We start from the raw sequence: 22,910 nt of genomic DNA on the forward strand, positions 1-22,910 counted from the left end.
TTCCGGTCCGTCGCCGCTCAGGCCCGCGGGGCGGTGCTGATCGTCGCGTCGGAGAGCGCGCGGGCGAACACCAGCGCCTGGGCGACCGTCTCCGGGCCGTCCCCCGCCTCGCTGACCCGAAGTGACAGGTCGTCGGCGGTGGCCGAACCGGTGTAGCCGTGGTCCGCCTCGCAGTTCGGGTCCGAGCAGCCGGCCGGCTCCAGGTCCAGGCGCTGCACGGCGCCCCAGCCGATGGTCAGCACGACCTCGCGCGGCAGGGTGCCCGGGGTGTACGTCTCCGGGTTGGCGACCATCCGGCTCACCACGACCGAACCGATCCGGTCGAGACGCACGCTCTCGGTGGAGGTGGTCGCGTACGGCACGGCGGGGCCGGCCCCGTCGCCGGTCTGCTCGTCGGTGTGGCTCACCACGAACCGGGTCGGGGTCAGGACCAGCACCGTGACATGCCGGCGGACCTCGTTGGCGTCGAAAGTGGTCTCCTGGTGCACCAGGTAGGAGCTGATCGGCTCCGGGCCCACCGCGGACTCGACCGCCTCGGACACCAGGGCCGGGTAGTAGCCACTGCGCTCGATCGCCGAGCGCAGGTCCTGAGTGGTGGTGGTACCGGTCTTCGCCATAACTCCATCCTGGCATGGTCCGCCGACGAAGCGGGCGGCGCGGCGCCGAGCTTCCGGACGACAGCGCCCCCGAGCAGGGCGCAACCAAGGAAGGTTACAGCGTGCTCATGGCGCGCGGGCCCAGATCGCTTCGGACGGGCAGAGGTGCTATACGCACCCGCGCGCCCAGGATCGCCAGGCCGTGCGGGGCGACGACCACCGGTTCGAGGTCCACCGAGGCGACCTCGGGAATGTCGTCGACCAGTCGGGAGACCCGCAGCAGCAGTTCCTCCAGGGCACCGGTGTCCACCGCCTCGGCGCCGCGCCAGCCGAACAGCAGCGGCGCCGCCCGGACCTCCCGGATCAGCCCGGCCACGTCCTGGTCGGTCGCGGGCACCAGGCGGTGGGCGACATCGCCGAGCAGTTCCGCGGGGGCGCCGGCGAGGCCGAAGGAGAGGATCGCGCCGACCGCCGGGTCCACGGTGGCGCCGATCACGGTGTCCACACCGCGCGGGGCCAGCCGTTGCACCACCAGCTCGGCCTGGGCGGCGCCGCCGAGCAGCGCGTCCAGCTCGCGGTGGGCCCGGCGCAGCCCCGGCTCGCCGGTCAGGTCGAGGCGGACGCTGCCGAGGTCGGGCCGGTGGCGCAGGTGCGGGGCGGTGGCCTTGAGCGCGACCGGGTAGCCGAGGGTGGCGGCCGCCCGGACGGCGGTCTCCTCGTCGGGCGCGGGCAGGGTGGGGTGGACGTCGATGCCGTAGTGGGCGAGCAGCCCGGCGGTGTCCGCGTCCGGCAGGGTGATCCGGGCGCCGCCGGGCTGGGTGCGGGCGGCGATCGCGGTGCGGGTGCTGAGCGCGGCCTCGACCAGGGCGCGGGCGCCGCCCTCGTCGATCCGGTCCAGCTCGGGGACGCGGGCGGTCTCCTCCGCCTCGGCCATCCGGCGGCGCCACTCGGCGTAGTGGACGGCGTGCGCGAGGGCACGGACGGCCCGCTCGGGCGCGGGGTAGGCGGGGATGCCGCCCGGGCGCAGCCGGGCCGGCAGGTCGGTCAGCGCCAGGTGGGCCAGCAGCAGCGGCTTGCCCAGCTCCTGGGCGCGCCGGCCGGCGTCGAGCAGGGCGGCGGCGATCTCCGGGTCGTCCGAGCCCATCTCGGGGTCGTCCGGGCCGGTCAGCCGGCCGCCCATGAAGGCGTGGGCGGAGGTGCCGATCGGCGGGATGGCGACGGCGATCACCGCGTCCACCGCCGGGTCGCCGAGCGCCACGTCCAGGGCGATCCGGAAGTTCTCGCCGGTCGCGGCGGTGGTCAGGTCGACGGGCGTCCGGGGGCGCAGGCCGGCGCTGAGGCAGGCGTCGTGGGTGAGCAGGCCGAGCGAGTCGGAGTTGCCGACGACGGCGACCCGGCCGCCGGCCGGCAGCGGCTGCTGGGCGAGCAGCTCGCCGGTGTCGTACAGCTCGGTGATGGTCTCCACCCTGGTCACCCCGGCCTGCTGGAACAGCGCGTCCACGGTGGCGTCGCGCAGTCCGGTGGCGGTGGCCGGGACGGCGTGGCCGGGCGGCAGGCTGCCGGTGTGGCGGGCGCCCTTGACGACCACGATCGGCTTGGCGGTGGCGAGCCGGCGGGCAATCCGGGTGAACTTGCGGGGGTTGCCGAAGGACTCCAGGTAGAGCAGCACCACGTCGGTGGCCGGGTCCTCCGCCCAGTACTGGAGGAAGTCGTTGCCGGAGACGTCGGACCGGTTGCCGACCGAGGCGAAGGAGGAGACGCCCAGGCCACGCCGGTGGGCGGCCTCCAGCAGGGCGACGCCGATCGCGCCGGACTGGCAGAAGATGCCGAAGCCACCGCGCTCGGGCAGGACGGGGGCGAGCGAGGCGTTGAGCGGCCGGTCGGGGTCGGTGTTGATCAGGCCGAAGGCGTTCGGGCCGATCACCCGCATGCCGGCCGCGCGGGCCTGGCGGACCAGGGCGCGCTGGCGGTCGCGGCCCTCCGGGCCGGTCTCGGCGTACCCGGCGGTGACCACCACGAGGCCCTGCACGCCGTGCGCGCCGCACTCGGCGACGGCGGCGGGGACGGCGGCGGCGGGGACGGCGATCACCGCGAGGTCGACCGGCCCGGGGATCTCCAGGATCGAGCGGTGCACCGGGACGCCGTCCAGCTCGGTGCCGGGCGGGGCGTTGCGGTTCACCGCGTAGACCGTGCGGCCGTCTCCGGTGGTGGGGTCGCCGTCCCGGGCGGTGCCGTCGCCGTCATCCGCGGTGGAGTCGCGGTTCTTGGCGGTGAAGTCGCCGAGCAGGTCGCGCAGGATCGCCCGGCCGACGGTCTGCGGATTGCGCGAGACGCCGAGCACCGCCACCGAGCGTGGGGTGAGCAGCCGCTGCACGGACCGCGCCTCGGCACGGTGCTCGCGCGCCCGCATGACGGCGAGTGAGGCGGCGGTCGGCTCCAGGTCGAACTCCAGGTGCACCACGCCGTCGGCGAAGCTGCGGTGCTGGGTGTAGCCGGCGTCGGTGAAGACCTTCACCATCTTGCGGTTCTCCGGCAGCACCTCGGCCTGGAAGCGGCGGATGCCGCGCTCCTGCGCCACCGCCGCGATGTGCTCCAGCAGGGCCGAGGCCACGCCGCGGCCCTGGTGGGCGTCCTGCACCAGGAACGCCACCTCGGCGTCGGTGCCGGTGATGGAGGGCCGGCCGTCGGCGTCGATCCGGTCGTAGCGGACGGTGGCGATGAAGCGGTCGCGGATCACGACGGCGAGGCCGACCCGGTTCACGAAGTCGTGGTGGGTGAAGCGGCGGACGTCCTTGTCGGAGAGCCGGGGGTAGGGCGCGAAGAAGCGGAAGTACTTGGACTGGTCCGAGACCTGTTCGTAGAACTCGACCAGCCGGCCCGCGTCCGCGGGTGTGATCGGCCGGATCCGCGCCGTGCCGCCGTCGCGCAACAGGATGTCGGCTTCCCAGTGCTGCGGGTAGTCCGGTTCGGTGTCCTGCGGGTCCCGCTTCAGGTCCGTTCGGGAGGCCTTTACGAGGTCCCGACGGGGGGTCTGGCCGGGGTCCTGCTGGGGGCGCGGTGCCGCGGAGTCGTCCACATTCGTCAGGTTATCCGGCGGCGAGCCGAATGGCGTCGGGTGTGCGCTCGCGGCAGGGTGGACAGGGCCACTGGCCGGGGCTTATGCCCCCGAAAGAAACAATCACAAGTCCCGAACGCGGCGGCTCGGAGGGGTCACCTGCGTGCAACACTGGTCTAGACAACATGGCCGCCACCCCGAGCACGGCCGTGACAGCTTCACCGGAAAGGCACGTCTCATGGCTGAGCGCCGCGTCACCATCGGTTGGGCCGAGGGCCTGCACGCCCGTCCCGCCTCCATCTTCGTCCGGGCCGTCACGGCCACCGGCGTGCCCGTCACCATCGCCAAGCCCGGCGGCAACCCGGTCAACGCCGCCTCCATGCTCGGGCTGCTCGGCCTCGGCGCCCAGGGCGGCGAGGAGGTCGTCCTCGCCTCCGACGCCGAGGGCGCCGACCAGGCCCTGGACCGCCTCGCCAAGCTGGTCCAGGAGGGCCTCGACGAGCTGCCGGCCGCCGCCTGAGCACCGTCACACGAGGGGTGCACCGTCATCGCGGTGCACCCCTCGCGGCATGACCGGCTCCCGACACGGCCGGTGGCCGCACGGCCCCGCCGCCGTCGCCGGGCCACCCCGGGAGTCATCAGAGGGGCCGCGCCACCCGCGTCAGCCCTTGACGCAGACCACCTGCTTCAGGTGCGCCACGACCTCGACGAGGTCCTTCTGCTGGGCGATGACCTTCTCGATCGGCTTGTAGGCGCCGGGGATCTCGTCCACCACCCCGCTGTCCTTGCGGCATTCCACGCCCTTGGTCTGCTCGGCCAGGTCATGCGTGGTGAACCGCTTCTTCGCCGCCGTCCGGCTCATCTTGCGGCCGGCGCCGTGCGAGGCGGAGTTGAACGCCGCCTCGTTGCCCAGGCCGCGGACGATGTACGAGCCGGTGCCCATCGAGCCCGGGATGATGCCGAAGTCACCGGAGCCGGCCTTGATCGCGCCCTTGCGGGTCACCAGCAGGTCGACACCGTCGTAGCGCTCCTCGCTGACGTAGTTGTGGTGGCAGCTGATCACCTCGTCGAAGGTGACCTTCGCCCGGCGGAACTCACGGCGGACCACGTCCTGGAAGAGCGCCATCATCAGGGCCCGGTTGTTCTTGGCGTACTCCTGGGCCCAGAAGAGGTCCTGGCGGTAGGCGGCCATCTGCGGGGTGTCCGCGATGAAGACCGCGAGATCACGGTCGATCAGCCCCTGGTTGTGCGGCAGCGAACGGGCGACGCCCATGTGGTGCTCCGCCAGCTCCTTGCCGATGTTGCGAGAACCGGAGTGCAGCATCAGCCAGACGGCGCCGGTGTCATCAACACACAACTCGATGAAATGATTACCGCCGCCCAGGGTCGCCATCTGCTGCGCGGCCCGCTCGCGGCGCCACTTGACCTCCTGGGCCACGCCGTCGAAGCGCTGCCAGAAGTCGTCCCAGCCCACCGTGGCGAAGCCGTGCAGCTTGCGCGGGTCGACCGGGTCGGTGTGCAGACCGCGACCCACCGGGATGGCCTCCTCGATCTTGGAGCGGAGGCGGGAGAGGTCGTCCGGCAGGTCCTTGGCGGTGAGCGAGGTCTTCACCGCGCTCATCCCGCAGCCGATGTCCACCCCGACCGCCGCCGGGCAGACGGCGCCCTTCATGGCGATCACGGAGCCGACCGTGGCGCCCTTGCCCAGGTGGACGTCGGGCATCACGGCGAGGCCGTGCAGCCAGGGCAGCGAGCTGATGTTGCGCAGCTGCTGCATGGCCTGGCCCTCGACGGTGGCCGGGTCGGTCCACATCCGGATCGGAACCCGGACGCCGGGTACCTCGGTGTACGGCATGGCGGAACGACCTCCAAAGGTCGGTTGGTTCAAGCCTAGGCGGGGTGCCGCACGGAGAAGCCCGGTGCGGCTCGGGAGAAGCGTGGGAGGGTGCTCAGGCGCCCAGGGCACATCGGGAGGACGGCCTCGGGGAGCGCCGTATGGCTTGCTCGACCCGCATGTGACCGCCTCCTTTCGTCCGTGTGTGCCAGGGGATATCTACCCATGCGGCGAACAGCCCCCGCAAGGGAATTAACGCGGCGGGCCCGGCGGAGCGAAACGCTCCACCGGGCCCCGTTCGGCACGCCGGGTGCCGGGGTTCGGGCGCCGGACGTCAGGCGCTGACCACGGTGACCTCACCGATGCCGAGCTCGCGCACCGGGTCGGCGATCGTGGCGGCGTCGCCGACGAGGACCGTGACCAGGCGCTCCGGCGGGAAGGCCGCCACGACGGCCTCGGTGGCGGCGGCCGTCGGCAGCTCCGCCAGCTGCCGGTAGACCTCCGCCTGGTAGTCGTCCGGCAGATGCTGCTCCACCTGGTCCGCCAGGGTGCCGGCGACCGAGCCCGCGGTCTCGTACTTCAGCGGGGCGACGCCGACCAGGAACTGCACGGCCTCGTCGCGCTCGGCGTCGGTGAGGCCCTCGGCGGCGAGGGTGCGCAGGATGGTCCAGGTGTCGGCGAGCGCCGGGGCGGTGGAGGCGGTGTCCACCGAGCCGCTGATCGCGAGCAGCGAGCGGCCGCTGCCGTCGGCCGAGGAGCGCAGCGGCTGGGCGAACGCCCGGACGCCGTAGGTGTAGCCCTTCTCCTCGCGCAGGACGCGGTCCAGGCGGGAGGTGAGGGTGCCGCCGAGGCAGTAGGTGCCGAGGATCTGGGCGGCCCAGGCGGGGTCGTGCCGGTCGGGGCCGATGCGCCCGATGAGCAGCTGGGTCTGCACCGAGCCGGGACGGTCGACGATGACGACGCGGCCGGTGTCGTCGCCGGTGACCGGGGCGTGGACGCTGGGCGCGGCGGCGGAGCCGGTCCAGGTACCGAGGGTGGCCTCCAGCAGCGCGGGCAGGTCGGCGCCGGTGAGGTCGCCGACCACGACGACGGTGGTGGTGGCGGGGCGGATGTGGGCCTCGTAGAAGGCCCTGACGGCGGCCCGGTCGATGGACTTGACCGTCTCCGCGGTGCCGCCGCGGGGGCGGGAGAGGCGGTCGGCGCCGTCGAAGAGCTCGGCGTACAGGGCCTTGGCGGCGCGGCGGGCCGGGTTGGCCTGCTCGTGGACGATCTCGTCGAGGCGGTTGGCGACCAGCCGCTCGATCTCGTCCTCGGGCAGCGCGGGGGCGCGCAGCGCGTCCGCGAGCAGGCCGAGGCCGCGGGCCAGGCGGGAGGCGGGGACCTCCAGCGAGACCCGGATGCACGGGTGGTCGGCGTGCGCGTCGAGGGTGGCTCCGGCGCGCTCCAGCTCGGCGGCGAACTCCTCGGCGCTGAGGGTGTCGGTGCCCTCGTTGAGGGCGCGGGCGAGGATGCCGGCGATGCCGTCCAGGCCCTCGGGCTCGGCGGCGAGCGGGGCGTCGACGAGGACGTCGACGGCGACCAGCTGCTGGCCGGGACGGTGGCAGTGCAGGACGGTGATGCCGTTGCCGAGGGCGGTGCGCTCGGGGGCGGGGAACGCCCACGGGCTGGGGGTGCCGGGCTGGGGCTGGGGGTGGAACGTCATGGCGGGGACGTAGTCGGTGCTCATGCGGCAGCGCCCTCCTCGTCGGTCTCGGCGGTGGCGGCGGTCTCGTCGTCGGCGGTGGGCTCGTAGACGAGGACGGCCCGGTTCTCGGGGTTCAGCCGGGTCTTGGCGACGGCCTGGACCTCCTCGGCGGTGATGTCGAGGACCTTGGGGAGGGCTTCGTTCACCAGCTTCGGGTCGCCGAACAGGACGGCGAAACGGCAGAGTTCGTCGGCGCGGCCGGCGACGGTGGTGAGACGGTCGAGCCATTCGCGCTCGATCTGGGCCTGGGCGCGCTCGAGTTCGGCCGGGGTGGGGCCCTCGGCGGCGAACCGGGCGAGCTCCTCGTCGACGGCCCTGTCGATCTGCTCGATGGTGGCGTCACCGGAGGTCTTGACGTCGAGCCAGCCGAGGCTGGGTGCGCCGGCGAGGCGGAGCAGGCCGAAGCCGGCCGCGACGGCGGAGCGGTCACGACGGACCAGGCGGTTGTAGAGGCGGCTGGACTCGCCGCTGCCGATGATGGTCAGGGCCAGGTCGGCGGCGTCGGCCTCGCGGGTGCCGTCGTGCGGGAGGCGGTAGGCGGCCATCAGGGCGCGGGACGGGACGTCCTCGCGGATCAGCTCGCGGATCTCACGGCCGATGGTGTCGGGCAGGGTGCCGTCGCGCGGGGGCTGCTTGCCGTCGTGGGCGGGGATGCTGCCGAAGTACTTCTCGACCCAGGCGATGGTCTGCTCGGGGTCGATGTCGCCGACGACGGAGATGACGGCGTTGTTGGGCGCGTAGTAGGTGCGGAAGAACGCGCGGGCGTCCTCCAGCGTGGCCGCGTCCAGGTCGGCCATGGAGCCGATCGGGGTGTGGTGGTACGGGTGGCCGTCGGGGAAGGAGAGTGCGGTGAGCTTCTCGAAGGCGGTGCCGTACGGGACGTTGTCGTAGCGCTGGCGGCGCTCGTTCTTGACGACGTCGCGCTGGTTCTCCATCGACGTCTCGTCGAGGGCGGCGAGCAGCGAGCCCATCCGGTCGGCCTCCAGCCAGAGCGCGAGCTCCAACTGGTGGGCGGGCATGGTCTCGAAGTAGTTGGTCCGCTCGAAGCTGGTGGTGCCGTTGAGGGAGCCGCCGGCGCCCTGGACCAGTTCGAAGTGGCCGTTGTTGGAGACGTTGGCGGAGCCCTGGAACATGAGGTGCTCGAACAGGTGGGCCAGCCCGGTGCGGCCCTTCACCTCGTGGCGGGAGCCGACGTCGTACCAGAGGCAGACGGCGGCGACCGGGGTGAGGTGGTCCTCGGAGAGGACGACACGCAGGCCGTTGGCCAGGCGGTGCTCGGTGATGGCGATGGCAGCGCCAGTTCCTCCGGTGGAGGCTGATGCGGGGGCCGGGTTGGCCATGCGCTCGGGTCCTTCCCGTCGTCGATGTCGGGGTTCGTGTGGCGTCCCCCATTGTGGTGCAACGCACGGGGGGCGCGGATGTGTCCGCGCGGACAGGGCGTTCGCCAGGGGCGGAAGAGGGGCGCTGGCTGGGAGTGTCGGCGTGAGGGTCCACAATGGGGGCGCTGAGCCCTGTTGACGACCAGCCGATGACAGACGCAGACGAGACGCAAGCGAGACGTAAGGGAGCCCCGCCGCGATGGCCCGCCGCAGTTCGCAGACCCCGCCGCCCGAAGACTTCGAGGAGCGGATCCTCGACGTCGACGTCGTGGACGAGATGCAGGGCTCCTTCCTGGAGTACGCCTACTCGGTGATCTACTCGCGTGCGCTGCCCGACGCGCGGGACGGTCTGAAGCCGGTGCACCGGCGGATCCTGTACCAGGCCAACGAGATGGGCCTGCGGCCGGACCGCGGACACGTCAAGTGCGCCCGCCTGGTGGGCGAGGTGATGGGCCGGCTGCACCCGCACGGTGACGCCTCCATCTACGACTCGGTCGTCCGGATGGCGCAGCCGTTCTCGATGCGTCTGCCGCTGATCGACGGCCACGGCAACTTCGGTTCGCTGGGCAACGACGACCCGCCGGCCGCGATGCGGTACACCGAGTCGCGGCTGACGGCGGCGTCGATGGCGCTGGTGGAGTCGATCCACGAGGACACCGTCGACTTCGGCCCGAACTACGACGGCAGCGAGCAGGAGCCGATGGCGCTGCCGGCCGCCTTCCCCAACCTGCTGGTGAACGGCGCGACCGGGATCGCGGTCGGCATGGCGACCAACATGCCGCCGCACAACCTGTCCGAGGTGGTCGCGGCCGCCCGGCATCTGATCAAGCACCCGAACGCGGACCTGGACACGCTGATGCGGTTCGTCCCCGGTCCGGACCTGCCGACCGGCGGCCGGATCGTCGGTCTGTCGGGCATCCGGGACGCGTACGAGTCGGGGCGCGGCACCTTCAAGATCCGCGCGACCACGTCGATCGAGAGCGTCACGGCCCGCCGCAAGGGCATCGTGGTCACCGAGCTGCCGTACAACGTCGGCCCGGAGAAGGTCATCTCGAAGATCAAGGACCTGGTCAACGCGAAGAAGCTGCAGGGCATCGCGGACGTCAAGGACCTGACCGACCGCGCGCACGGGCTGCGGCTGGTGATCGAGGTGAAGAACGGCTTCGTGCCGGAGGCGCTGCTGGAGCAGCTGTACAAGCTGACGCCGATGGAGGAGACCTTCGGCATCAACAACGTGGCGCTGGTGGACGGCCAGCCGCTGACGCTGGGCCTGAAGGAGCTGCTGGAGGTCTACGTCGACCACCGCTTCTCGGTGGTCCGCCGGCGCAGCGACTTCCGTCGGCGCAAGCGTCAGGAGCGGCTGCACCTGGTCGAGGGTCTGCTGGTGGCGCTGGTCGACATCGACGAGGTCATCGCGATCATCCGGTCCAGCGACAACGCGGCGCAGGCGAAGGAGCGCCTGATGGAGCGCTTCTCGCTGTCGGAGACGCAGACGGCGTACATCCTGGACACCCCGCTGCGCCGGCTGACCCGTTTCGACCGGGTGGAGCTGGAGGAGGAGCAGGCCAAGCTCAACTCCGAGATCGCGGAGCTGACCGAGATCCTGGAGTCGGACACCCGGCTGCGCAGTGTGGTGTCGGGCGAACTGGCCGCGGTGGCCAAGCAGTTCGGTACCGAGCGGCGGACGGTCCTGCTGGAGGCGGGCGCGGCGCCGTCGGCGGCGCTGTCGGTGCCGCTGGAGGTGGCGGACGACCCGTGCCGGGTGCTGCTGTCCTCGACGGGCCTGCTGGCGCGGACGGCGGATGGCGAGCCGTTCGAGCTGTCGGAGAAGCGCGCCAAGCACGACGTGATCGTGTCGGCGGTGCCTGCCACCGCGCGGGCGGACGTGGGTGTCGTCACCTCGGCGGGCCGGGTGCTGCGGCTGCCGGTGATCGACCTGCCGGCGCTGCCGCCGACGCCGTCGCCGACGCTGGCGGGCGGCGCCGCGGTGGGCGAGTTCCTGCGGCTGGAGGCGGGCGAGCGGGCGCTGGCGCTGACCACGCTCGACGAGTCCTCGCCGGGTCTGGCGCTGGGCACGGCGCAGGGCGTGGTGAAGCGGGTGGTGCCGGAGTGGCCGGCGAACAAGGACGAGTTCGAGGTGATCGCCCTCAAGGAGGGTGACGAGCTGGTCGGTGCGGTCGAACTGCGTACCGGCGAGGAGGACTTGGTCTTCATCGCCTCGGACGCGCAGCTGCTGCGCTACCCGGCGGGCCAGGTCCGTCCGCAGGGCCGCCCGGCGGGCGGCATGGCCGGCATCAAGCTGTCGGACGGCGCCCGGGTGCTGTCGTTCACCGCGGTGGACCCGGCGGCGGACGCGGTGGTGGTCACGGTGGCGGGCACCACGGGCACGCTGGCCGGCGAGGAGCAGAGCTCCTGGAAGGTGACGCCGTTCGAGCAGTACCCGCGCAAGGGGCGGGCGACGGGCGGCGTGCGCTGCCAGCGCTTCCTCCGCGGTGAGGACGCCCTCGCCTTCGCCTGGGCGGGCGCGGCCCCGGCCCGTGCCGCGACGGCCAAGGCGGCCCCGGTCGACCTCCCCGAGCGCGACCCGCGCCGTGACGGCTCGGGCACTCCGGTGACGACGCCGATCGCCGTGGTGGCGGGCCCGGCGTAGCAGGGTCCGGGGCGGGGGCGGGGCACCGGAGGCCGGTTCCCCGCCCCCGTTTTCGTCGTTCCGGGCCTGTGCCGGGAGACCGGCTGCGGTACGGGTCCCGGTGGAAGCGGGGTCGGGCCAGGCCCCCGGTCCAGGGCGGGCCCCGGGAGCCCACGGCGGCGCCCCGGGCCGGGGCCGCCGTCGGCCGAGGCGCCAAGGGTAGCCTTGCCTGCGTGAGCACCTGTGCGACCGTGTCGCGTGAACTGTCCGAACCACTGGCCGCCACGGCGGCGACCGCCACCACCTGGCTGCTGGTCGAGCAGAACGGACCGTGGGGGGCGAAGGCGCTCGGTGAGAGCCATCTGGACGCCGCCGTGGGCCGGGCCCTGGAGGCGGCCGCGGCGGGAACCGGGGTGCGGGTGGCACTGATCCGCCGGCCCGGGCGGCACGCGGACTGCCTGCCGACCGCCCGGCACGAGGTGATCGTGGCGCACACCGTGCCGGGCCGGGGCTGGGTGCGCCGGGCCACGGTGGCCGACCCGGCGGAGCTGCTCGGGCTGGACTTCGGCGAGCTCGGGGCGGGCGACCACGGAGGCTTCGGCACGGCGCACGTCGGCGGTCCCGTCGCCCTGGTGTGCACCAACGGCCGGCGGGACCGCTGCTGCGCGCTGCTGGGGCGTCCGCTGGCGGCCGAGCTGGCGGCGGCCGGGCACAGCGAGGTGTGGGAGGTGACGCACCTGGGCGGGCACCGCTTCTCCCCCACCATGCTGGTGCTGCCGTACGGCTACGCCTACGGGCGGCTGACGCCGGAGAGCGCCAAGGAGGTACTGGCCGCGACGGCCTCCGGACACATGGTGCCGGAGTGGTCGCGGGGCTGCTCGGGCTGGGACCGCCCGGGCCAGGCGGCCGACCACGCGGTGCGGCTGGCCACCGGGGAGACCAGGGCGGACGCGCTGACCCTGGCCCAGTCGCCGGCGGGCGAGGGGCGCTGGCTGGTGGACGTGGTGCACGAGGACGGCCGGGCCTGGGAGGTCGAGGTCGTGGAGGGGGCGAGCGAGCCGCCGCGCCCGGAGAGCTGTGGCAAGGCGGCGGGCACGCCGTCGCGGATGGACGTGACGGTCGTCCGGGCGCGGTGACGGCCCTCCCCCGTCGTCGGCTCCCGCTGCTTCCGGCACGGTGACGACCCCGCGCCCGTGGGGGTGGACGCGGGACCGTCGGCGCGGTGGTCAGCCCGTGGCGGCCTTGCTGACGAACTCGGTGGTGTAGGTGCGGGCGAGGTCGATCGAGCCCTCCTTGCCCTTGACGTCCGGGTGGAAGGCCGCGAGCACGGCGAGCACCGTCTTCGGGCCGTCGGCCGGCATCACGCCGTCCGTGGTGAACATCGGCAGGGTCGCCTTGATCGCCGCCGCGTACTGCTCGGCCCCGCCCTGCGCGTAGTCGGCGGGCATCTTCTCGGCGATCTCCGCGGGGGTGTGGGTGGACATCCACTTGAGGGTCTTCACGAACGCGTTGGCGAGCTTCTGGGTGGTGTCCTTGTTCTTCTCCACCCAGTCGGTGTTCATGTAGAGCGAGGACGAGGGGTAGAGGCCGCCGAGCGCCTCGCGCGAGCCCTCGGGGGTCCGCATGTCGTAGAGGATCTTGCCGAGGCCCTTGTCGAGGACGGTCGCGACCGTCGGGTCCGTCGTCATACCGGCGTCGATGCTGCCCTGTTGGAGGGCGGCGATGAAGGTCTGGCCGGCGCCGACCGCGATCGGGCTGAACTCGGCCACCGCGGTGCCGTTCTTGACGGCGAGGTACTTGGTGAGGAAGTCGGTGGAGGAGCCGACGCTGGTCACGCCGAGCTTCTTGCCCTTGAAGTCCGCACCGGACCTGATGGCCTCGGCCTGCTTGGTGGAGACGAGCTCGACCTCGCCCGGGGCCTGGGAGAACTGGACCACGGACTCGACGTTCTTGCCCTTGGCCTGAAGGTCGATGGTGTGGTCGTAGAAGCCGACCGCGCCCTGGACGTCCCCGGCGAGCAGCGCGGTGGTGGCGTTGACGCCGGCGGGCTCGCTCATCAGCTCGACGTTGACACCGGCGTCGGCGAAGAAGCCGAGGCGCTGGGTGAGCATGGCGGGCAGGTAGATGACCTTGTCCAGGCCACCGACCATGATCTTGACCTTGGGCCCGTCGACCTGCCGGCCGGCCGGGGCCGCGCCGTTGTGCGAGGAGGCGGCGTCGTTGGCGCAGGCGGCGAGCGGGAGGAGGAGGACGGCGGCGAGGGCGGCTGCGGTGGTTCTGCCGATCGGGTTGCGGCGCATGGGTGGGGGTGCCTCTCTACGGAACGGGGGTGGGGGTCAGCGGCCGTCGCCGGAGTCGGCGGGCTTCCAGCGGAACAGCTTCTTCTCGGCGAAGGTCAGCAGCCCCTCGGTGAGCAGCGCGACGACCGCGAGGATCGTCATGGCGGCGTACACACCGGCCGCGTTGAAGGTGCCCTGGGCGGCCGCGACCAGCAGGCCGAGGCCCTTGGTCGCGCCGATGTACTCGCCGACGATGGCGCCGATCAGCGCGAAGCCGAAGCTGACGTGCAGGCTGGTGAAGATCCAGGTGGTGGCTGCGGGGATGACCACCTGAAGGGTGACCTTGCGGTTGTCGGCGCCCAGGATGCGGGCGTTGGCGACGAGGTTGCGGTCCACCTCGCGGGCGCCCTGGAAGGCGTTGAAGAACACCGGGAAGAACACCAGGACCACCGCCGAGGCCACCTTGGAGGCCGGGCCGAGACCGAACCAGATCAGGAAGATCGGGGCCAGCACGATCCGCGGAATGGCGTTCAGCACCTTGATGTAGGGCCCGAACACATCGGCCAGGAAGCGGATCCGGCCGAGCGCGATGCCCAGCAGCACACCGCCGGTGACGCCGATCACCCAGCCGGTGAGGGCCTCGTAGAGGGTGTAGCCGATCTGCTCGCCCAGCGAGCCCTGCGCCGTGCCGTGGGTGGTCCACTGCCAGATCTGCGCCCAGATCTTCGACGGCTGCGAGAAGTTGAACGGGTCGACGACCTCGGTCCGGGCGCAGAGCTCCCAGAGGCCGAGGAAGGCGACGAGCACCGCGCCCCGGGCCCCGTACACCCCCAGTCTCCGGTTGCGGGCGGCCCGTTGGCGGGCCTCGGTTCTGCTGGCGGCGACGGCCGGGGGCTTCCCGGCGACGGCGGCGGTCGAAGCGGTCTCAAGCGGCACGACCCGCTCCTCTCTCCCGGGTGATGCGCACCTCTTCGCCGAGCGAGGCCCAGATCTCGCGGTACAGCTCGACGAACCTCGGCTCCAGCCGGACGGCCTCCACGGTGCGCGGGCGCGGCAGGTCGACGGTGAAGATCTCCTTGACGGTGGCCGGGCCGGCCGTCATCACCACGACCCGGTCGGCGAGCGCGATCGCCTCGTCCAGGTCGTGCGTGACGAAGACGACCGAGGCCGCGTTGCCGGCGGTGCCCGCACCGGCCCACAGCTCCAGCAGCTGGTCGGACATCAGGGCGCGGGTCTGCACGTCCAGCGCCGAGAAGGGCTCGTCCATCAGCAGGATCTTCGGCTCGTTGACGAAGGTCTGGGCGAGCGCGACGCGCTTGCGCATACCGCCGGACAGCTGGTGCGGATAGCGGTCCTCGAACGCGCCCAGGCCCACCCGGGCCAGCCAGTCCCGGGCCCGTTCCCGGGCCTCGGTGGCGGGAACACCGCGAAAGCGCGGGCCGGCCGTGACGTTCGACAGAACGGTCCGCCAGGGGAACACGGCGTCCTGCTGGAAGACGAAGCCGACCTGCGGGTTGATCCCGTCGACCGGCTCGCCGTACACCCGGACCTCTCCCTCGGTGGGCTCCTCCAGGCCGCTGACCAGGGTCAGCGTGGTGGACTTGCCGCAGCCGGTGGGGCCGACGACGGCGACGAACTCGCCCTCGGCGACGGTGAGGCCGAGATCGCGGACGGCGGTGTGCAGGCCCCCGGAGGGGGTGCGGAACCGCTTGGTCGCGCCGGTCAGCTCGATCGCCGGGACCGGCGCCGGGGTTGTGCTCATATGACCTCCCGGGTCTGTGCTTGCTCCGGGAGGCTAGGAGTGGCCCGGGGGGTGGCGGGAGGCTTCTCGGCGTACTGCGGGTTCTCCGCGTTGAGGGGTGTTCTGCTCGTTTTGCTTCCGCTACAACAACGGGGGGCGCGGCTGACAGAAACACGTCGGAAACATAGGGTGTGCCACCACCCCTGCCGCGCGCACCAGCCGCACCACCCGCCCGTCCGCTGCCGAGAGGAGGCCCGGATGTCGCGCCCCCACCGCCCACACCGCCCACACCGACCGCACGGGCCGCACGGGCCTCGTCCGTCCCATCGGCCCCGCCTGACCCACCGTCCCCGGTGGCCCCGCCGGGTCTTCGCCCAGTTGCTGCTCGGCCAGACGGTGGTCACCGTCGGCGTCACCATCGTCACCGCCGGACTGTTCCTCGCACCGGTCAGCTCCGAGCTGGACCACGACGCGATGCAGCGCGCGCTGTCGATCGCCCAGGCCACCGCCGCCGACGAGACGATCGCCCGGGCCGCCGAGGACCGCGACTCCGCCGCCGCCCAGCGCAACGCCGAGCAGATCCGGCTGGCCACCGGCGCCAGCTTCGTCGTGGTCACCGACCTGGACGGGATCCGGCTCTCGCACACCGACCCGGTCCGGATCGGCCACCGGGTCAGCACCGATCCCGAGCCCGCGCTGAGCGGGCGCAGCATCACCGCCATCCAGGAGGGCACGTTGGGGCGCACCGCGCGCGGCAAGGTGCCGCTGCGGGTCGCCGACGGGCGGATCGTCGGCGAGGTGTCGGTGGGCATCAGCGACGACTCGATCCGGCGCCGGCTGCTGAAGATGCTCACCGGGATCCTGCTCTGCGCGGGCGCGGGCCTCACCGCGGGCACCGTCGCCACCCTGGCGCTGGCCCGACGGCTGAAGCGCCGCACCCACAACATCGCGCTGGCGGACATCTCGGCGCTGCTGGTCGAGCGCGAGGCGATGCTGCACGGGATCCGTGAGGGCATGGTGGCGCTGGACGAAGGGGGCCGGATCCGGCTGGCCAACGACGAGGCGGGCCGGCTGCTCGGCCTGCCCGACGACTGCGCCGGCCGGCCGATCGACGAGGTGCTGCCGGCCGGGCGGCTGGCCGATGTCCTGACCGGGCGGATCACCGGCGCCGATCTGCCGGCCGTCCGGGACGACCGGGTGCTGGTGGTGAACCGGATGGCGACGGCCGAGGGCGGCGCGGTGGTGACGCTGCGCGACCGGACCGAGCTGGAGTCGCTGGTCCGGGAGCTGGACACCACCCGCAGTCTCACCGAGGCGCTGCGGGCGCAGGACCACGAGCACGCCAACCGGATGCACACCCTGCTGGGGCTGCTGGAACTGGGCCGGCACGAGCAGGCGGTGGAGTTCATCTCGGAGCAGTCCGGTTCGCACGCGGCGGTCGCGGCGCGGATCGCCGAACAGGTGCAGGACCCGCACGTCGCGGCGCTGCTGGCCGGGAAGTCCGCGGTGGCGGGCGAGCGCGGGGTCCGGTTGGTGGTCGCCCCGGCCGCGCATCTGCCGGACGCGGTGGTGGACGCCCGGACGCTGGTCACCGTGCTCGGCAATCTGGTCGACAACGCCGTGGACGCGCTGGCGCCCGGCGGGGGCGGGCAGGTGGCGGTGACGCTGGCGGCGGCCGGCTCCACCCTGCTGGTCGAGGTCGCGGACAGCGGACCGGGCGTTCCGGAGCGTCTGCGTGAGCAGGTCTTCGAGGAGGGGTGGAGCAGCAAGGACGCGCCGGCGCACCGGCCGCGCGGGCTGGGGCTGGCGATGGTCCGGCGGCTGGTCGAACGGACCGGCGGCCGGATCGTGCTCGACACCGGACCGCTCGGCGGCGCCCGGTTCACCGTGGAACTGCCCGAGGCCCTGCGCACCGGGGCCCTGCCCGCCGCACCGCTCGTGGAGGCGTGATGATCGACGTACTCGTGGTGGACGACGACTTCCGGGTCGCCGATGTGCACGCCGCGTACGTGGCCAAGGTGCCCGGCTTCCGGGTGACCGGCACGGCGCACTCGGCCGGCGAGGCGCTGGCCGCGCTGGAGCGCCGCCCGGTGGACCTCCTGCTGCTCGACCACCATCTGCCGGACGAGACCGGGCTCGCCCTGGTACGGCGGCTGCGCGAACGGCAGGTGAGCTGCGACGTGATGATGGTGACGGCCGCCCGCGACGTCTCCACCGTGCACGCGGCGATGCAGCACGGCGCGTTGCAGTACCTGGTCAAACCGTTCACTTTCGGCGGGCTGCGGGAGAAGCTGGTGGCGTACGCGCGGCTGCGGCACGCGCTGGCCGGGCCGGCCGCACGCGAGGCCGGGCAGGACGAGGTGGACCGGCTCTTCGCGACCCTGCGCGGTACCGCCTCCCCGGCCACCGCCCTGCCCAAGGGGCACTCGGCGCCCACCACCGACCTGGTGCTCGGGGTGCTCCGCCGGGCCGCCCGGCCGCTCTCGGCGCAGGAGGTCGCCGACGCCACCGGGCTGAGCCGGTCCACCGCGCAGCGCTACCTCAAGCAGCTGGAACGCGACAGCCGGCTGCGGCTCACCCTCCGGTACGGCGACACCGGGCGGCCCGAGCACCGCTACGGACTGGCCGTCAGGGCGTGAGACCCGGACGTGGTGAACCCCGGCGGGCCCGAGGCCCCACCGGGGTTCACCGTCGCCGTTCGGTGCGGAGCGGCTTCTCAGGCGGCACCGGCGCCGGTCAGGGCGCGGACCTCCAGCTCGGCGTAGCGGTCCGGATCGGCCGGCTCGGCCGAGGTCATCGTCCCGATCCAGCCGGCCAGGAAGCCGAGCGGGATGGAGACCACTCCCGGGTTCTCCAGCGGGAACCAGTGGAAGTCCATCCCGGGGAAGAGCGCCGTCCTGGTGCCGGAGACCACCGGTGAGAAGACCACCAGCAGCACCGCCGGAATCAGCCCGCCGTACACCGACCAGACCGCGCCCCGGGCGGTGAACCGCCGCCAGAACAGGCTGTAGAGCAGCACCGGCAGATTGGCGGAGGCCGCGACGGCGAAGGCCAGACCGACCAGGAAGGCGACGTTCAGCTGCTGGGCGAAGAGGCTGAGCACGATCGCGATCGCCCCGATCCCCACCGCCGCGATCCGGGCGACGCCGACCTCCTCGTGCTCGACGGCCTCGCCGTCCGACTGCCGGGAGGCCGGTACCGCGCCCTGTCCGCGGCGCGGACGGCCGCGCCAGGCGCCCGCCCAGATGTCGTGGGCGAAGGCCGCCGAGGAGGCCAGGGTCAGCCCGGCGACCACGGCGAGGATGGTGGCGAAGGCGATCGCCGAGATCAGCGCGAACAGCACGACCCCGCCGGTGCTGCCGTTGCCGCCGCCGAGGACCAGGGCCAGCAGCGGAACGGCCGTGTTGCCCGCCGCGTTGGCGTGCCGGACCTCGCCGGAGCCGACCAGTGCGGTGGCGCCCAGGCCGAGCGCGATGGCCATCAGGTAGAAGCTCCCGACCAGCCCGATCGCCCACATCGTGGAGCGGCGGGCGGCCCGGGCGGTCGGCACGGTGTAGAAGCGGGAGAGGATGTGCGGCAGACCGGCGGTGCCCAGCACCAGGGCCAGGCCCAGGCTGAAGAAGTCCAGCCGGCTGGTGAAGCTCCCGCCGTACTTGAGCCCCGGCTCCAGGTAGCGCTGTCCGGCGCCGCTGTGCTGGGCCGCCTGGCGCATCAGCTCGGCCACGTCCCCGTGGAACCGGATCAGCAGCAGCACGGTGAGCAGAACCGATCCGGCGATCAGCAGGAACGCCTTGACGATCTGGATCCAGGTGGTGGCCCGCATCCCGCCGACCGTGACATAGATGATCATCAGACCGCCGACCGCCACGATGGTCCATGTCCGGGCCTGGGCACTGCTGGTGCCGAGCAGCAGGGCGACCAGGCTGCCCGCGCCGACCATCTGGGCGACCAGGTAGAGCAGCGTCACGACCACGCTGGCCCCGCCGGCCGCCGCCCGGACCTTGCGGCGGCGCAGCCGCAGCGCCAGCACGTCCGCCAGGGTGTACCGGCCGGCGTTGCGGACCAGTTCGGCGACCAGCATCAGCACCACCAGCCAGGCGACCAGGAAGCCGATGCTGTAGAGCGCGCCGTCGTAGCCGTACAGCGCGATCAGCCCGGCGACACCGAGGAAGGAGGCGGCGGAGAGGTAGTCCCCGGAGAGCGCGAAGCCGTTCTGCAGCGGGGTGAAGTCGCGCCCTCCGACGTAGAAGTCCTCGGCGGCGCCGCCCCGGCGGCCCACCCAGAGGGTGATCCCCAGGGTGACCAGGACGATGACGGCGAACAGCACGATGGCCAGGTCGTGGTGGTCGCCGGTGGCGGCGACGGGGGGCGGGGTGGCGGTCGTCATCGCAGCTGGTCCTGGGTGTCCCAGCGGAGCTCCAGGGCGGCCCGGTCGCGCCGGGTGCGCGCGTGGCGGGCGTAGAGCCAGGTGAGCAGGAAGGTGGAGGCGAACTGGAGCAGGCCCAGCAGCCACGCCACATTGATCGGACCGGCCACCGGACGGCGCATCACACCGGGCGCGCCCGCCTGGGCCGCGACGTACAGCAGGTACCAGCCCAGGAAGGCCCCACAGGCCGGGAAGACGAAGGACCGGTAGCTGCGCCGGATCTCCTGGAAGGCCTCGCTGCCCTGGACGGCGCGGTACACCGCGCTGCTGTCGGCGGCCCGGCCGGGGGCGGACTGCGCCGACCGGGTGGGGACGGGCGGGGCGGATTGGGCCGATTGGCCGGGGGCGGCGGCCTGAGCGGCCCACGAGTCCAATCGCCGCCCTTGCTCCGGGCTGCTCGTCTGCTGCTGTGGCACTACTGCTCCTGAGCCGGGGTCGTCTGACCGACACCATGATGGGCGCCCCCGGGCACCGCCAACGCCGGATACAGATACGTTCACTCAATGAGGTGATCGATCATCCGACTGGCACTCATCCGACTACTGCTGCGTACTCGTGATTCCGTGTCGGAAGGCGTACGCGACGGCCTGCGCCCGGTCGCGGACGGCGGTCTTGGCGAACAGGTTGTTGATGTGCGTCTTCACGGTGGCCGGGCTGACGAACAGCCGCTGGGCGATCTCGGTGTTGGAGAGGCCCTCGGCGATCAGCGCCAGGACCTCGGCCTCCCGGGCGGTCAGCCCGTCGGGCAGCTCGCCCCGGTCGGCGGCGGCCGACGCCCCGGCGCCCGCCGAAGCCCCGGGAGCGGCCGGGGCCACCGGTCCGGCGTCCGCCAGCCGCTCCAGCAGGCGCAGTTGCACCTGCGGCGAGAGCCCGGCCGCACCCGAGCGGACGTCCGCGATGGCCCGGGCGATCTCCTCGCCGCCCGCGTCCTTGGTGAGGTAGCCGCGCGCGCCGGCCCGCAACGCCGGGAACAGCGAGTCGTCGTCGGCGTACGTGGTGAGCACCACCACCTCGGTCTCCGGGTGGGCGGCCCGGATCCGGCGGGTGGCCTCGACGCCGTCGCAGCGCGGCATCCGCAGGTCCATCAGGACCACGTCGGGGTGGTGCCGTTCCACCAGGGCGACGGCCTCCTCGCCGTCGGCGGCGGCGCCGACCACCTCGATGCCCGGCAGCAGCCCGAGCAGCATCACGATGCCCTCGCGCACCACCGTCTGGTCGTCCGCGACCAGCACCCTGGTCGGCCGCTCCCCGTTCACGTGTCCACCTCGCTCATCCGCGCTCGTCCGCCTCGTACCGCCCGCTCACCCCGGCAGCCGCAGCAGCACCCGCCAGCCGCCCTCCTCCGGGCCCGCCAGCAGGGTGCCGCCGAGCAGTTCCGCACGTTCGCGCATCCCCAGCAGACCGTACCCGCTGCCACTGGCCGCCAGCTCACCGGGCGATTCGCCGCGCGGGGCACGGACGTTGCGCACCTCCAGCTCCACCGCCCCCGGCAGATAGCGCAGTTCGACCGTGCACCGCGCGCCCGGCGCGTGCTTGCGGACGTTGGTCAGCGCCTCCTGCGCCGTGCGCCGAACCGCCAGCCCGGCCTCGGCGGCGAGCGGGCGCGGTGTGCCGGTGACGGTGAGCGCGGCCCGCTCCCGGCCCGTCAGTTCCACCAGGAACTCCCCCACTGGGGTGAACTCGCCACGCAGCGCCGAGAGCGCCTGTCTGGTCTCGGCCAGGCCGTCCTGCGCCATCCGCCGGGCCGCCACCACCCGCTCCCGGATCTGCTCCCGGTCGGTCCCGGCGTCCAGCATCAGCCGGGCCGCCTCCAGGTGGACGAGCTGCGCGGAGAGGCTGTGGGCCAGGACGTCGTGGATCTCCCGGGCGATCCTGGCCCGTTCGGCGAGCGCCGCGCTCTCCGCCTCGGCGGCCCGGGCGGCGCGCTCCTGGGCCAGCAGCCGGCGGGCCGTGCCGCGCGCCTCGGTGTCCATCCGCAGCAGGTAGCCCAGCAGCCCGAGCCCGCCGACCGTGGCCGTGATGCCCAGCCAGTTCTCCCAGCCGGCCACCGTGTAGGAGCCGAAGCCCGCCACCGCCGTGCCGAGCGCGGCGACGGACGGCAGCCGGACCAGCGCGGTGAGCGCCAGCCCGCCCCAGACGAAGTCGGCCAGCAGGTGGGCCCGCCCCCACTCGGCGAGCCAGCCGCTGCCGACCAGGGTGACGGCCAGCGCGAGCGTGGGCCGGAGCAGCTGCTCGCGGCTGACCCGCAGGAAGGCCGCCGCCTGCGCGACCGTCGCGACCAGTCCGGCCCCGACCGCGACCGCGCCCCAGCCGCTGTACCCGCCCCCGGAATACGTCCCCCAGACCACGGTGGCGACCAGCACGGTCCGCCCGATCAGCGAGAGGGTCCGCCGGGCCGGGCTCTCGGGCTCCCGTTCCAGCCCCTCGCGGGACGGCCAGCGGGTCCGGTTCCACCCGGGCACGGGTACCTCCTCCTGGATTCGGCGGCTCATCGGCTCATCGGACCGACCGGTGGACGGCGGCGGTTCAGCCGGCCAGGCCGACGCGGTGCGGGCTCTCCAGGGTCCGTGCCCTCCAGTTCACCACGCCGGCCCTGACCAGCAGCAGGACCGCCAGGCCGAGCAGCAGCGCGTTGGCGCCCTGGTGGACGTGCAGCGCGGCTCCGAGGCCGTACAGGCCCAGCCGGATGGCGATCAGGCCGGCCCAGGCGGCCACGGTGGCCCTGGTGCCCTGCGCCCAGACCGCGCCGTCCTTGCCGTGCCAGAGCCGGACGGTCCAGCCCCAGACGCAGCCCATCGCGAGCACGGCCAGCAGCGAGGCGGCCAGCAGCGCCACCGAGAGGCCGGGGTGCGCCTGGTCGACCAGCCGCGGGTCGCGCAGCGCGAGCACGGCCAGGATCACCGGCAGCAGCCAGAAGCGGCGTTCGGTGTCCAGACGCTGGGCGCGCAGCTGGCGGCGGGCCACCAGGGCGATCACCGCGATGATCACAAGTACGTTGACGAGGCCGGTCATCGGACTCTCCGTCCCGACGGGAAGGGCTGGGCTGACCTCTCCGACGCTACGGATCCGGCGCCGCCCGGTGATCGGAGCCGGGGTGGACCGGGGGTGGAACCGGCAGCGGGGGGGGGCCCCCCCCCCCCGGGGGGGGGGGGGGGGGGCGGCCCCCCCCCCCGCCCCCCGGGGGGGGGGCGGGGGGGGGGGGGCGGGCGCCCGCCGGGGCACACACA

Annotated in this window: 18 protein-coding genes; 5 read left to right on the forward strand and 13 right to left on the reverse strand. The window is 73.4% G+C overall.

Features of this window, described 5'->3' with window-relative positions:
* Window positions 1-17: 17 nt before the first annotated feature.
* Both ACIO5D_RS31410 and ACIO5D_RS31415 read right to left on the reverse strand, forming a co-directional pair.
* Entirely contained in the window at window positions 18-617 is a 600-nt protein-coding gene (locus tag ACIO5D_RS31410; RefSeq protein WP_363613193.1) for a DUF5998 family protein, read from the reverse strand.
* A 94-nt stretch (window positions 618-711) separates the two neighbouring features.
* Window positions 712-3,588 carry a GNAT family N-acetyltransferase gene (locus tag ACIO5D_RS31415; protein WP_363613226.1) on the reverse strand — a complete coding sequence of 959 codons (2,877 nt, stop codon included), beginning with the start codon at window positions 3,586-3,588 and terminating at the stop codon, window positions 712-714.
* A gap of 301 nt (window positions 3,589-3,889) precedes the next feature.
* On the opposite strand from ACIO5D_RS31415, the gene ACIO5D_RS31420 reads away from it, so the two are divergent.
* Complete coding sequence (locus ACIO5D_RS31420) at window positions 3,890-4,171, forward strand: HPr family phosphocarrier protein (protein ID WP_363613191.1); 282 nt, start codon at window positions 3,890-3,892, stop codon at window positions 4,169-4,171.
* 141 nt (window positions 4,172-4,312) lie between these two features.
* On the opposite strand, the gene ACIO5D_RS31425 is transcribed toward ACIO5D_RS31420, so the two are convergent.
* From ACIO5D_RS31425 to ACIO5D_RS31435, 3 genes are all read right to left on the reverse strand, one after another.
* Window positions 4,313-5,506: an RtcB family protein gene (locus ACIO5D_RS31425; protein WP_363613189.1), complete on the reverse strand. Its 1,194-nt coding sequence runs from the start codon at window positions 5,504-5,506 to the stop codon at window positions 4,313-4,315.
* Window positions 5,507-5,819: 313 nt separating this feature from the next.
* Window positions 5,820-7,187, reverse strand: coding sequence for a M16 family metallopeptidase (locus ACIO5D_RS31430; protein ID WP_400799385.1), 1,368 nt, complete (start codon window positions 7,185-7,187; stop codon window positions 5,820-5,822).
* A 20-nt stretch (window positions 7,188-7,207) separates the two neighbouring features.
* Window positions 7,208-8,569, reverse strand: coding sequence for a pitrilysin family protein (locus tag ACIO5D_RS31435; protein WP_363613185.1), 1,362 nt, complete (start codon window positions 8,567-8,569; stop codon window positions 7,208-7,210).
* 238 nt (window positions 8,570-8,807) lie between these two features.
* Here ACIO5D_RS31435 and ACIO5D_RS31440 point away from each other — a divergent pair, with 238 nt between their 5' ends.
* Window positions 8,808-11,258, forward strand: coding sequence for a DNA topoisomerase (ATP-hydrolyzing) subunit A (locus ACIO5D_RS31440; protein WP_400657341.1), 2,451 nt, complete (start codon window positions 8,808-8,810; stop codon window positions 11,256-11,258).
* A gap of 212 nt (window positions 11,259-11,470) precedes the next feature.
* The gene (locus ACIO5D_RS31445) at window positions 11,471-12,373 is read left to right on the forward strand and encodes a sucrase ferredoxin (protein ID WP_400799336.1); all 903 of its coding nucleotides are present in this window, start codon (window positions 11,471-11,473) and stop codon (window positions 12,371-12,373) included.
* A gap of 90 nt (window positions 12,374-12,463) precedes the next feature.
* Here the strand turns inward: ACIO5D_RS31445 and ACIO5D_RS31450 are convergent, their stop codons facing one another.
* Genes ACIO5D_RS31450 through ACIO5D_RS31460 form a run of 3 tightly spaced genes read right to left on the reverse strand, consistent with a single transcriptional unit; the run spans window position 12,464 to window position 15,278 of the window.
* Window positions 12,464-13,537 carry an ABC transporter substrate-binding protein gene (locus ACIO5D_RS31450; protein WP_400657346.1) on the reverse strand — a complete coding sequence of 358 codons (1,074 nt, stop codon included), beginning with the start codon at window positions 13,535-13,537 and terminating at the stop codon, window positions 12,464-12,466.
* Between the two features lie 36 nt (window positions 13,538-13,573).
* Window positions 13,574-14,452, reverse strand: coding sequence for an ABC transporter permease (locus ACIO5D_RS31455; RefSeq protein ID WP_400657348.1), 879 nt, complete (start codon window positions 14,450-14,452; stop codon window positions 13,574-13,576).
* Window positions 14,442-15,278 carry an ABC transporter ATP-binding protein gene (locus tag ACIO5D_RS31460; protein ID WP_400657350.1) on the reverse strand — a complete coding sequence of 279 codons (837 nt, stop codon included), beginning with the start codon at window positions 15,276-15,278 and terminating at the stop codon, window positions 14,442-14,444. The genes ACIO5D_RS31455 and ACIO5D_RS31460 overlap by 11 nt, the downstream gene beginning before the upstream one ends.
* Before the next feature lie 357 nt (window positions 15,279-15,635).
* Here ACIO5D_RS31460 and ACIO5D_RS31465 point away from each other — a divergent pair, with 357 nt between their 5' ends.
* Window positions 15,636-17,207, forward strand: a complete 1,572-nt coding sequence (locus tag ACIO5D_RS31465) for a sensor histidine kinase (protein WP_363613175.1) — start codon at window positions 15,636-15,638, stop codon at window positions 17,205-17,207.
* A complete protein-coding gene (locus tag ACIO5D_RS31470; protein ID WP_400657353.1) occupies window positions 17,207-17,896 on the forward strand; it encodes a response regulator in 690 nt (229 codons plus the stop codon). The genes ACIO5D_RS31465 and ACIO5D_RS31470 overlap by 1 nt, the downstream gene beginning before the upstream one ends.
* Before the next feature lie 77 nt (window positions 17,897-17,973).
* Here ACIO5D_RS31470 and ACIO5D_RS31475 read toward each other — a convergent pair whose 3' ends face one another.
* The 5 genes from ACIO5D_RS31475 to ACIO5D_RS31495 all read right to left on the reverse strand — a co-directional run bounded on the left by ACIO5D_RS31475 (window position 17,974) and on the right by ACIO5D_RS31495 (window position 22,695).
* Complete coding sequence (locus ACIO5D_RS31475) at window positions 17,974-19,644, reverse strand: cation acetate symporter (protein ID WP_363613171.1); 1,671 nt, start codon at window positions 19,642-19,644, stop codon at window positions 17,974-17,976.
* Entirely contained in the window at window positions 19,641-20,099 is a 459-nt protein-coding gene (locus tag ACIO5D_RS31480) for a DUF485 domain-containing protein (protein ID WP_363613169.1), read from the reverse strand. Before ACIO5D_RS31480 ends, ACIO5D_RS31475 begins: the two co-directional genes overlap by 4 nt.
* A gap of 123 nt (window positions 20,100-20,222) precedes the next feature.
* Window positions 20,223-20,870 (reverse strand): response regulator, encoded by a 648-nt coding sequence (locus ACIO5D_RS31485; protein WP_400657440.1) that lies wholly within the window; start codon window positions 20,868-20,870, stop codon window positions 20,223-20,225.
* Between the two features lie 114 nt (window positions 20,871-20,984).
* On the reverse strand, window positions 20,985-22,175 hold the full coding sequence (locus ACIO5D_RS31490) for a histidine kinase (RefSeq protein WP_363613165.1): 1,191 nt from the start codon (window positions 22,173-22,175) through the stop codon (window positions 20,985-20,987).
* 34 nt (window positions 22,176-22,209) lie between these two features.
* On the reverse strand, window positions 22,210-22,695 hold the full coding sequence (locus ACIO5D_RS31495; protein ID WP_363613163.1) for a DUF1453 domain-containing protein: 486 nt from the start codon (window positions 22,693-22,695) through the stop codon (window positions 22,210-22,212).
* Between the last annotated feature and the right edge of the window lie 215 nt (window positions 22,696-22,910).

Origin of the sequence: Kitasatospora sp. NPDC087315, assembly GCF_044744345.1 — a bacterium.
Taxonomy (GTDB): Bacteria; Actinomycetota; Actinomycetes; order Streptomycetales; family Streptomycetaceae; genus Kitasatospora.

Bases quoted from the DNA above. Each gene is read 5' to 3' on its own strand.
- ACIO5D_RS31420 (WP_363613191.1), top strand. From the start codon at position 3,890: ATGGCTGAGCGCCGCGTCACCATCGGTTGGGCCGAGGGCCTGCACGCC.
- ACIO5D_RS31475 (WP_363613171.1), bottom strand. From the start codon at position 19,644: ATGACGACCGCCACCCCGCCCCCCGTCGCCGCCACCGGCGACCACCAC.
- ACIO5D_RS31460 (WP_400657350.1), bottom strand. From the start codon at position 15,278: ATGAGCACAACCCCGGCGCCGGTCCCGGCGATCGAGCTGACCGGCGCG.
- ACIO5D_RS31490 (WP_363613165.1), bottom strand. From the start codon at position 22,175: ATGAGCCGCCGAATCCAGGAGGAGGTACCCGTGCCCGGGTGGAACCGG.
- ACIO5D_RS31430 (WP_400799385.1), bottom strand. From the start codon at position 7,187: ATGACGTTCCACCCCCAGCCCCAGCCCGGCACCCCCAGCCCGTGGGCG.
- ACIO5D_RS31485 (WP_400657440.1), bottom strand. From the start codon at position 20,870: ATGCTGCTCGGGCTGCTGCCGGGCATCGAGGTGGTCGGCGCCGCCGCC.
- ACIO5D_RS31425 (WP_363613189.1), bottom strand. From the start codon at position 5,506: ATGCCGTACACCGAGGTACCCGGCGTCCGGGTTCCGATCCGGATGTGG.
- ACIO5D_RS31440 (WP_400657341.1), top strand. From the start codon at position 8,808: ATGGCCCGCCGCAGTTCGCAGACCCCGCCGCCCGAAGACTTCGAGGAG.
- ACIO5D_RS31435 (WP_363613185.1), bottom strand. From the start codon at position 8,569: ATGGCCAACCCGGCCCCCGCATCAGCCTCCACCGGAGGAACTGGCGCT.
- ACIO5D_RS31495 (WP_363613163.1), bottom strand. From the start codon at position 22,695: ATGACCGGCCTCGTCAACGTACTTGTGATCATCGCGGTGATCGCCCTG.
- ACIO5D_RS31450 (WP_400657346.1), bottom strand. From the start codon at position 13,537: ATGCGCCGCAACCCGATCGGCAGAACCACCGCAGCCGCCCTCGCCGCC.
- ACIO5D_RS31410 (WP_363613193.1), bottom strand. From the start codon at position 617: ATGGCGAAGACCGGTACCACCACCACTCAGGACCTGCGCTCGGCGATC.
- ACIO5D_RS31470 (WP_400657353.1), top strand. From the start codon at position 17,207: ATGATCGACGTACTCGTGGTGGACGACGACTTCCGGGTCGCCGATGTG.